This window comes from Alistipes sp. AF48-12, assembly GCF_003477565.1.
Taxonomy (GTDB): Bacteria; Bacteroidota; Bacteroidia; order Bacteroidales; family Rikenellaceae; genus Alistipes_A; species Alistipes_A hominis.
In genome coordinates, this window is the sequence record NZ_QUDJ01000035.1 from 1 (window position 1) to 10,638 (window position 10,638).

Consider the following 10,638-nt stretch of genomic DNA (forward strand, 5'->3'; position numbering starts at 1 on the left):
ACGATGGTTTGAACTTAATGTTTTAATCACCACTAAGTTACTAAAAATCAGCGACATGTACAACTTTTTACTCATATTTATCAACTTAAATTAATTCCGCCAACGGGTTTACTAATGACAAAAAAGAAATTGCCCGTTCGTTTTACGGGTCAGCACTTTACTATTGATAAAGTGCTAATAAAAGATGCAATAAGACAAGCAAATATAAGTAATCAGGATACGGTTTTAGATATTGGGGCAGGCAAGGGGTTTCTTACTGTTCATTTATTAAAAATCGCCAACAATGTTGTTGCTATTGAAAACGACACAGCTTTGGTTGAACATTTACGAAAATTATTTTCTGATGCCCGAAATGTTCAAGTTGTCGGTTGTGATTTTAGGAATTTTGCAGTTCCGAAATTTCCTTTCAAAGTGGTGTCAAATATTCCTTATGGCATTACTTTCGATATTTTCAAAATCCTGATGTTTGAGAGTCTTGGAAATTTTCTGGGAGGTTCCATTGTCCTTCAGTTAGAACCTACACAAAAGTTATTTTCGAGGAAGCTTTACAATCCATATACCGTTTTCTATCATACTTTTTTTGATTTGAAACTTGTCTATGAGGTAGGTCCTGAAAGTTTCTTTCCACCGCCAACTGTCAAATCAGCCCTGTTAAACATTAAAAGAAAACAGTTATTTTTTGATTTTAAGTTTAAAGCCAAATACTTAGCATTTATTTCCTGTCTGTTAGAGAAACCTGATTTATCTGTAAAAACAGCTTTAAAGTCGATTTTCAGGAAAAGTCAGGTCAGGTCAATTTCGGAAAAATTCGGTTTAAACCTTAATGCTCAAATTGTTTGTTTGTCTCCAAGTCAATGGGTAAACTGTTTTTTGGAAATGCTGGAAGTTGTCCCTGAAAAATTTCATCCTTCGTAGTTCAAAGTCGGGTGGTTGTCAAGATGATTTTTCTGGTTTGGTGTCGTCTTTTAAGCTGCCGCATAACAAATTAATAATACCAAATAAAAATACGTATAGATTAAAAAAGTTCTTTGTGCTTTTGTCAGGGAACTTTTTTTTTCGTAAATTTGCGTTCAATTATGCGGCAGTAATAATATACATATTAATACGAGTTAAGAATCCTGTAGTTTTCCACATGCTACGAGGAGGTATTAAAAGGTGCGTTTCGGCAATGCATCTATTGTAGTATATTATTGCTTAATCAAATGAACATTATAAATTTAGGAATTCTTGCTCACATTGATGCAGGAAAAACTTCCGTAACCGAAAATCTGCTATTTGCCTGCGGAGCAACGGAAAAGCGCGGCAGTGTTGATAAAGGTGACACCATAACAGACTCTATGGATATAGAAAAACGTAGAGGAATTACTATTCGGGCTTCTACGACATCTATTGTTTGGAATGGTGTGAAATGCAATATCATTGACACTCCGGGACACATGGATTTTATTGCAGAGGTGGAGCGGACATTCAAAATGCTTGATGGAGCAGTCCTCATATTATCGGCAAAGGAAGGCATACAAGCACAAACAAAGTTGCTGTTCAAGACTTTGCAAAAACTGCAAATCCCGACAATTATATTTATCAATAAGATTGATCGTGCCGGCGTAAATCTTGAGCGTTTATATCTGGACATAAAAACAAATCTGTCGCAAGACGTCTTGTTTATGCAAACGGTTGTCGATGGAGTAGTTTACCCGATTTGCACCTCAACAGATATAAGGGCAGAACACAAAGAATTTGTATGCAACCATGACGACGATATATTAGAACTATATTTGGCGGATAAAGAAATCTTACCGGCAGATTATTGGAATGCGATAATCGCTCTTGTGGCAAAAGCCAAAGCCTATCCGGTCTTGCATGGATCAGCAATGTGCAATATTGGCATCAATGAGTTGTTAGACGCCATCATTTCTTTTATATTTCCTCCGGCATCAGTCCCAAATAGACTTTCAGCTTATCTTTATAAAATAGAACATGCCCCCAAAGGGCATAAAAGAAGTTTTCTAAAAATTATTGACGGAAGTCTGAGACTTCGAACCGTTATAAAAGTCAATGATTCGGAAAAATTCATCAAGATTAAAAATCTAAAAACCATTTATCAGGGCAAAGAGATAAATGTTGATGAAGTGGTTGCTAATGATATCGCAATTATAGAAGATATAGAAGAATTAAGAATCGGAGATTATTTAGGTGTTAAACCTTGTCTGATTCAAGGATTATCTCATCAGCATCCCGCCCTCAAATCTTCTGTCCGACCAGACAAGCCCGAAGAGAGAAGCAAGTTGATATCCGCTCTAAATGTATTGTTTATTGAAGACCCGTCTCTGTCCTTTTCCATAAATTCATATAGTGATGAATTGGAAATCTCGTTATATGGTTTAACCCAAAAAGAAATCATACAAACATTGCTGGAAGAACGATTCTCCGTAAAGACCCATTTTGATGAAATCAAGACTATCTACAAAGAACGACCTAAAAAGAAGGTGAATAAGATTATCCATATCGAAGTCCCTCCCAACCCTTACTGGGCCTCAATAGGACTGACTCTGGAACCTTTACCGATAGGGTCAGGGGTGCAAATCGAAAGTGAAATCTCCTTTGGTTATCTGAACCATTCTTTTCAAAATGCCGTTTTTGAAGGAATCCGTATGTCTTGCCAATCGGGATTGCATGGATGGGAAGTGACGGATTTGAAAGTAACCTTTACTTATGCCCTTTATTATAGTCCGATAAGTACCCCTGCCGATTTTAGACAATTGTCTCCTTATGTCTTCAGGTTGGCTTTGCAACAATCAGGAGTGGATATTCTCGAACCGATGCTCTATTTTGAGTTACAGATACCACAAGTAGCAAGTTCCAAAGCTATTACAGATCTGCAAAAAATGATGTCTGAGATTAAAGGTATCAGTTGTAATAAAGAGTGGTGTCTTATTGAAGGGAAAGTTCCATTAAATACAAGTAAAGACTATGCTTCAGAAGTAAGTTCATACACTAAAGGCTTAGGCACTTTTATGGTTAAGCCGTGTGGGTATCAAATAACAAAAGGCGGTTATTCTGATAATACCCGTATGGAAGAAAAGGATAAACTTTTATTCATGTTTGAAAAATCAGTATCATCAAAATAATGGAACGATCCAGGAATTTCTATAAGACAATACGGTTGGGGTATATACTTATCTCCGTTCTTATCGGATGTATAGCATATAATAGCTTCTATGAATGGCAGGAGATAGAAGCATTAGAACTTGACAATAAAAAAATAGACGAGTTCCGAAAAGAGATAAACAATATCAATATTCAAATGATAAAATTTTCTCTATTTGGTGAAACAATACTGGAATGGAACGATAAAGATATCGAACATTACCATGCACAGCGTATGGCAATGGATAGTATGCTCTGCCGTTTCAAAGCTACCTATCCGGCAGAGCGTATAGACAGCGTACGCCATCTTCTCGAAGATAAGGAACGGCAGATGTGCCAAATCGTTCAAATACTTGAACAACAACAAGCCATCAACGATAAGATAACCAGTCAAGTACCTGTAATCGTGCAGAAGAGTGTACAGGAACAGCCCAAGAAGTCCAAGCGCAAAGGTTTCTTGGGCATCTTCGGCAAAAAGGAAGAAGCGAAACCAACTGTGACTACCACGATGCACCGTTCCTTTAACCGGAATATGAGAACCGAACAACAGGCACAAAGCCGCCGCTTATCGGTTCATGCCGATAGCCTTGCCGCACGAAATGCGGAACTTAACAGGCAACTGCAAGGACTGGTTGTTCAAATAGACGGGAAAGTACAAACTGACCTACAAAAGCGGGAAGCCGAGATAACAGCCATGCGGGAACGGTCGTTCATTCAGATTGGGGGCTTGACAGGGTTCGTTATACTGCTACTGGTCATATCATATATCATCATACACCGAAATGCCAACCGCATCAAGCGATATAAACAGGAAACCGCAGATTTAATCGAGCGACTGCAACAAATGGCAAAGCGAAACGAGGCACTGATAACCTCCCGCAAGAAAGCCGTACATACCATTACCCATGAATTACGCACACCGCTGACTGCAATAACGGGCTATGCCGGACTGATACAAAAAAACTTCAATGCGGATAAAACCGGGATGTATATCCGAAATATTCAGCAATCCTCCGACCGTATGCGTGAAATGCTTAATACTCTTCTGAGTTTCTTCCGGCTGGACGACGGCAAGGAACAGCCTAATTTCTCCACGTGTAGGATTTCATCAATAGCGCATACGCTCGAATCAGAGTTTATGCCAATTGCCATAAACAAGGGACTTGCTCTTACTGTGACGAATCACACGGATGCTGTTGTACTGACCGATAAGGAACGCATTCTACAAATTGGAAATAACCTGCTGTCAAACGCCATCAAGTTCACTGAGAACGGTGCCGTTTCTCTGACAATGGGGTATGATAACGGTATGCTGAAACTTATCGTCAAAGATACGGGTTCGGGTATGACCGAAGAGGAACAGCAACGTGTGTTCGGTGCGTTTGAACGTTTGTCAAACGCTGCCGCAAAGGACGGCTTCGGATTAGGTCTTTCCATTGTTCAGCGCATTGTGACAATGCTCGGCGGCACAATCCAGCTGAAGAGCGAGAAAGGCAAGGGCAGCCGTTTCACGGTGGAGATACCCATGCAGTCAGCCGAGGAATTGCCGGAACGGATAAATAAAACACAGATTCATCATAACCGAACACTCCATGATATTGTTGCCATCGACAATGACAAGGTACTTCTCCTAATGCTGAAAGAAATGTATGCACAAGAAGGGATACATTGCGACACTTGCACCGATGTTGCGGAACTGATGGAAATGATACGCCGGAAAGAATACAGTCTGCTTCTGACCGATTTGAATATGCCGGATATAAACGGCTTCGAGCTGTTGGAACTGCTACGCACCTCCAATGTGGGCAATTCAAGGATCATTCCGATTATTGTAACAACCGCTTCGGGCAGTTGCAACAGAGAGGAACTTTTAGAACGTGGATTTTCCGATTGCCTTCTCAAGCCGTTTTCCATATCGGAGCTGATGGAAGTTTCCGACAAGTGCGCCATGAAAGGTAAACAAAATGAAAAGCCTGATTTCTCCTCCCTACTGTCTTACGGCAATGAATCCGTCATGTTGGATAAACTGATAGCGGAAACCGAAAAGGAAATGCAGTCGGTCAGGGATGCGGAACAACGGAAAGACTTTCAAGAACTGGACGCCCTGACACACCACCTACATAGTTCGTGGGAGATACTGCGTGCCGACCAACCATTAAGGGAACTTTATAAACAGCTTCATGGGAGTGCCGTTCCCGATTATGAAGCATTGAACAACGCCGTGACTGCCGTATTGGATAAGGGTTCGGAGATAATCCGGCTGGCAAAAGAAGAAAGGAGAAAATACGAAAATGGATAAAACAAAAATCATCGTGGTGGAGGACAACATCGTATATTGCGAGTTTGTCTGCAACCTGCTGGCACGGGAGAAATTCCGTACCGTGCAGGCTTTCCACCTCTCGACAGCGAAGAAACTTCTGCAACAAGCCACTGACAATGATATAGTAGTTTCTGATTTGCGTTTGCCTGACGGTGACGGCATCGACCTATTGCGCTGGATGCGCAAAGAAGGCATGACGCAGCCGTTCATCATCATGACCGACTATGCCGAAGTACATACGGCGGTTGAAAGCATGAAACTCGGTTCGCTGGACTACATACCCAAGCAACTCGTGGAGGACAAACTCGTGCCTTTGCTCCGCACCATACTGAAAGAGCGGAATATCGGGCGAAGCCGCATGCCCGTATTTGCCCGTGACGGTTCAGCCTTTCAGAAAATCATGCACCGGATAAGGCTGGTAGCTCCTACCGACATGAGCGTACTGATATTCGGGGAGAACGGTACTGGCAAAGAGCATATTGCCCATCTACTGCACGATAAAAGCAAGCGTTCAGGCAAGCCTTTCGTGGCGGTGGACTGCGGCTCACTCACCAAAGAGCTTGCACCATCGGCGTTCTTCGGACACGTCAAAGGAGCGTTCACTGGTGCTGAAAACACAAAGAAAGGCTATTTCCACGAGGCGGAAGGCGGCACATTGTTTTTAGACGAAGTGGGTAATCTCGCACCAGAAACTCAACAGATGTTACTCCGTGCCATACAGGAACGGCGGTTCCGTCCCGTTGGCGACAAGTCCGACCGCAGTTTCAACGTCCGCATCATCGCCGCCACCAACGAGAATCTGGAAAAGGCGGTCAATGAAAAGCGTTTCCGGCAGGATTTGTTATACCGCCTACATGACTTTGAAATAACCGTTCTGCCCTTACGTGACTGTCAGGAGGACATCATGCCGCTGGCGGAGTTCTTCCGTGAGATTGCCAATAAGGAATTGGAGTGCAAGGTTAGCGGTTTCAGTTCCGAAGCACGGAAAGCGTTGCTGACCCATTCATGGCCGGGCAACGTGCGCGAACTTCGACAGAAAATCATGGGTGCGGTGTTGCAGGCTCAGACGGGACTTGTCACAAAAGAGCATCTGGAACTTGGGATAACCGAAACAACCTCTGTTACCGGCTTCTCCCTACGCAACGACGAGGAAGATAAAGAGCGGATTCTGCGTGCTTTGAAGCAGGCTGACGGGAACCGGAAGGTCGCTGCCGAATTGCTTGGAATAGGCAGGACAACACTCTATAATAAACTGGAAGAATATGGATTGAAGTATAAATTTGAGCAACCATAGCCCGCAATTCGCTGAAAATGGCTATCTTTGCATGACATATCAGAAGGTAACGGCGATTGGCAGAGCCTTTTGCCGCCTATATATAACATAAGACCGCAAGGCGTCCTAATGGGAATCTGGAAAATTAACATTAACAGGAACTATTGCGTGATTGCTTATGCTATGCCTACGCATAGCGTGCATTCACCTATTCCTGTTAAGGGCATTCCAGAGCCTCCATTAGTGATAGCGTGGATTGCACGCTACTTTTTTGCCCTTGCCCAACGAAAGGAAACGCTAATGGGTAAAGTACAGATTCTTGCCGTCCTCACGATGGACGGTTGTCAAAGCTCCGAGTTATATTGCAAAGCGTATAAGGAACTGCGCCTTGAAGATTGCGGTATCAACGAGATAAGGGAAAACGCCCTTTATCATATCACACCCGACTATTCCATCTCTATGCTCGACGAATGGCGGAAATCCGCAACAGACATCTGCTATCTGGCGGAAGTCACTCCTGAAAAGGCGGACTACATCAATGGGCTGTTACGTATGCGTGTGGTGGATGAAATCATACTTTATACGCTTCCTTTCATTGCCGGAACGGGAAAGCGTTTCTTCCAGTCCGCCTTGCCACAGGAACAATGGACGCTGACCTCGCAGAAGGTGTACCGCAACGGAGTGGTCCGCCATATCTATAAAGCGTGCGTTTGATGTCCGGAAAATGGACGAATGTTCAGGAAATGAACACTTTAAGTCGAAAATAATTCCTGACAGACAAATAAATTGCAAAATTATCACACTGAAATCCAGCACCTTGCAGAGAGTGTGCCGGATTTTTTATTTTATGAACACGCTTTTTGCCAATCATATTCATGTGCGCATACCGAAAAACAGAGTGTAAAATTTCAAAATTGACAGGATATGAATTATTTCTTATTGGCGGAAACCGAGTTCTTCCGCCGTATAAACGAAGCCGGGGACTGCAATATGGAAACGGCATATACGGCTTTCGCCACGCAAGTAATCGAGCTATGCAGCGGCAATGTGGACACCAACCGCACCATCATCGCACTGGCTTACATCGAAATCGAGTTGCAGCACCATCCCATGCGCAATCTTCCCGAAGAAAAGAGGGAGGTTGCAGCCTATATCAGCAAGGCACTCTCTTTAGTGAGGAAGATGCAGAAGTTCCTTGCCGCTCCCCAAGTGCCACCACTAATCCCCATCCGTACATCCTCCGACAACACAACCGAAAATCCCGCCTCACCCCTGCAATGGACGGGCAACGCCATCGACCTCGTGGAACTTATCTACGGCATCAACGAGATGGGCTGCATCAACAACGGCAACATGCCGCTCAAACAGCTCGCCCCGCTCCTCTACAAGATTTTCGGTATCGAATCAAAGGACTGCTACCGTTTCTATATCGACATCAAACGCCGGAAAAACGAAAGCCGCACTTACTTCCTTGACAGGATGCAGGAGAAACTGAACGAGAGGATGCTCCGCGACGAGGAAATGGAACGTTTGAGAAAATAATCCTGTACCAATGATGAATCAGGGGGTGACGTTATGTCATTCTCTGATTTTTTGTAGGTTTTGTCCTGCTGTGTAGATACATTTCGTTATCTATTCGCCCGAAAACCAGCGAAAAGCACTATCTTTGTACCCACGTTACAGAATTGTATATGAGCATAGACAACCTCGACATAATAAAACGGTTGATAGCCGAAAAAGAATGCGGACGGGTGGAGTTCAAGGAAACCACCGGACAGTTGGAGCGCGGCATGGAAACGCTTTGCGCCTTCCTTAACGGCGAAGGCGGCACGGTATTGTTCGGTGTCACCGACAAGGGAAAAATCATCGGACAAGACGTGAGCGACAAAACCAAGCGGGATATAGCGGACGCGATCCGGCGTATCGAGCCGTTTGCCACAGTTGAAGTTTCTTATACTGAAATACCAGACACTGGCAAAAGTGTCATCGCACTGTCTGCGGAAGAACAAAGATATATGCGTCCGTTCTCTTACAAAGGACGGGCTTACCTGCGGGTGGAAAGCGCGACATCCATCATGCCGCAGGAGATATATAACCAATATCTGATACAGCGGGGCGGGAAATACGCTTGGGAGGCAATAGCAAATCCTGACCTTAAAATATCCGACCTTGACGAACATGCCGTCATTAGTGCTGTTCGCGGGGGAATCAGAAGCGGTCGTTTACCTGAAGCAACCATAAGGGAAGACTTGCCGACCATTCTCGAAAAATTCAGTCTGTTGCATGACGGGAAACTTAACAATGCTTCAGCAGTGCTGTTCGGTCATGATTTTTATTATTATCCCCAATGCCTGCTCCGTCTGGCGCGTTTCAAAGGCACGACGAAAGACGAGTTTATAGACAATCAACGTGTCACTGGGAATATCTACGCGCTGCTGGATGCTGCAATGGCGTTCTTTTTCAAACATCTGTCACTTTCCGGTAAGATAGAAGGGCTGTACCGTGAGGAAGAACTGGAAATCCCGTACAAGGCATTGAGAGAGTGCTGCACAAATGCGTTGTGCCACCGCCTGTACCACCGTCCCGGCAGTTCGGTGGGAATCGCCATCTATGACGACCGTGTGGAAATAGAGAACAGCGGGACATTTCCGCCGGATATAACAATGGAAAAACTGTTAAGCGGGCATAATTCAGAACCGCAAAATCTAATCATAGCAAACGTGCTGTATAAAAGCGAGGTCTTGGAAAGTTGGGGACGGGGCATCGGGCTTATGATAAGCGAGTGCCGGCGTGTCGGCATTCCGGACCCCGAATTTCACACGGACGGAAACAGCGTATGGGTCGTTTTCCGCTATACCCGGAAAGCAGTCGGGTCATACCCGACAGTCACCCCACAGTCGCCCGATAGTTACCCGACAGTTACCCCGCAAGTGGGAAAAGTTCTGTCTGCAATCGGGAATCAGACACTATCGACAAAAGATGTTATGGAAATGATAGGATTGAAGGACAAAAGCAATTTTCTGGAGCTTTATCTGTATCCTGCAATAAGGTTGGATTTAGTAGAACCGATTTATCCGGAAAAGCCGAAACACCCGCGACAGAAATACCGTCTTACGGAGAAAGGTCTGGATTTAATTAAAAATAAATAGTCATGAACTCGCAAACTGTAGAAATAACATCTGCTGGCATTAGGAAAATATTGAATAAATATACTCCAGAGCGAGCTATTGCCGAATATGTATGGAATGGATTTGATGCAAAAGCAACCGTTGTAAATATTGATTTTGAAATTGACAATGCAGAATTGGACACAATCAAAAATATTAGAATAACAGACAATGGTACAGGCATCTGCTATGAAGAATTACCTATAAAATTCAAAAAATTCTATGAGTCTCAAAAGAGAATAGCCAACGAGAATAATACTGAATTTACAAGAGGAAAAAACGGTTATGGTCGTTTTACTTTCTATAAATTTGCGAGATTTGCTAATTGGGAAACACGCTATAGTAAAGATGCACAAATAATGTCTTATGACATTAGAATTGATAGCGATACTTTAAAAGACTACACTACAACAGAGCCACTTGTATCTGATGACACAACAACAGGTACTTGTGTCGTTTTTAATGAGATTTCTTCTGATATTTCCAGTTTGTTTATAACGAAGACTCTTATCCCTTATCTAAAGGCTGAATTTGCGTGGTTTTTAGAATTGAAATCCGAATATCAAATATACATCAATGGGCAAGAATTAGATTATTCTTCTATAATAGCAGAACAAGAATCAATATCACCGATATTATCACATAACCAGAAAAATAACATCAACTTTCAATGCAAGTATATCCGATGGAATGTAAAGATGAATGATGAAATATTCTCGATTTTACTTCTT

General features: G+C 43.2%; 8 protein-coding genes. All 8 read left to right on the forward strand.

Translation table 11 applies throughout. The features are described 5' to 3' along the window. The first annotated feature begins 114 nt into the window (after window positions 1–114). Window positions 115–915, forward strand: a complete 801-nt coding sequence (gene erm(F), locus DW082_RS13770) for a 23S rRNA (adenine(2058)-N(6))-methyltransferase Erm(F) (protein ID WP_118459120.1) — start codon at window positions 115–117, stop codon at window positions 913–915. 287 nt (window positions 916–1,202) lie between these two features. Beyond that, complete coding sequence (gene tet / locus DW082_RS13775; RefSeq protein WP_008645586.1) at window positions 1,203–3,128, forward strand: tetracycline resistance ribosomal protection protein; 1,926 nt, start codon at window positions 1,203–1,205, stop codon at window positions 3,126–3,128. Beyond that, window positions 3,128–5,446 (forward strand): ATP-binding protein, encoded by a 2,319-nt coding sequence (locus tag DW082_RS13780; protein WP_008645587.1) that lies wholly within the window; start codon window positions 3,128–3,130, stop codon window positions 5,444–5,446. The genes tet and DW082_RS13780 overlap by 1 nt, the downstream gene beginning before the upstream one ends. Beyond that, window positions 5,439–6,761, forward strand: coding sequence for a sigma-54 dependent transcriptional regulator (locus tag DW082_RS13785; RefSeq protein WP_008645588.1), 1,323 nt, complete (start codon window positions 5,439–5,441; stop codon window positions 6,759–6,761). Before DW082_RS13780 ends, DW082_RS13785 begins: the two co-directional genes overlap by 8 nt. A gap of 279 nt (window positions 6,762–7,040) precedes the next feature. Then, the gene (locus tag DW082_RS13790) at window positions 7,041–7,454 is read left to right on the forward strand and encodes a dihydrofolate reductase family protein (protein ID WP_008655868.1); all 414 of its coding nucleotides are present in this window, start codon (window positions 7,041–7,043) and stop codon (window positions 7,452–7,454) included. A 210-nt stretch (window positions 7,455–7,664) separates the two neighbouring features. Next, entirely contained in the window at window positions 7,665–8,282 is a 618-nt protein-coding gene (locus tag DW082_RS13795) for an RteC domain-containing protein (protein ID WP_008645591.1), read from the forward strand. A gap of 149 nt (window positions 8,283–8,431) precedes the next feature. Beyond that, window positions 8,432–9,889 carry an ATP-binding protein gene (locus DW082_RS13800; protein WP_008645592.1) on the forward strand — a complete coding sequence of 486 codons (1,458 nt, stop codon included), beginning with the start codon at window positions 8,432–8,434 and terminating at the stop codon, window positions 9,887–9,889. Window positions 9,890–9,891: 2 nt separating this feature from the next. Further along, window positions 9,892–10,638 (forward strand): ATP-binding protein (locus DW082_RS13805; RefSeq protein WP_259335649.1); only part of this gene is annotated, 747 nt, incomplete at its 3' end.

What these genes read in the sequence shown, in the direction of transcription:
- tet (WP_008645586.1), top strand. Translation starts at nt 1,203, where the DNA reads ATGAACATTATAAATTTAGGAATTCTTGCTCACATTGATGCAGGAAAA.
- DW082_RS13780 (WP_008645587.1), top strand. Translation starts at nt 3,128, where the DNA reads ATGGAACGATCCAGGAATTTCTATAAGACAATACGGTTGGGGTATATA.
- DW082_RS13785 (WP_008645588.1), top strand. Translation starts at nt 5,439, where the DNA reads ATGGATAAAACAAAAATCATCGTGGTGGAGGACAACATCGTATATTGC.
- DW082_RS13790 (WP_008655868.1), top strand. Translation starts at nt 7,041, where the DNA reads ATGGGTAAAGTACAGATTCTTGCCGTCCTCACGATGGACGGTTGTCAA.
- DW082_RS13795 (WP_008645591.1), top strand. Translation starts at nt 7,665, where the DNA reads ATGAATTATTTCTTATTGGCGGAAACCGAGTTCTTCCGCCGTATAAAC.
- DW082_RS13800 (WP_008645592.1), top strand. Translation starts at nt 8,432, where the DNA reads ATGAGCATAGACAACCTCGACATAATAAAACGGTTGATAGCCGAAAAA.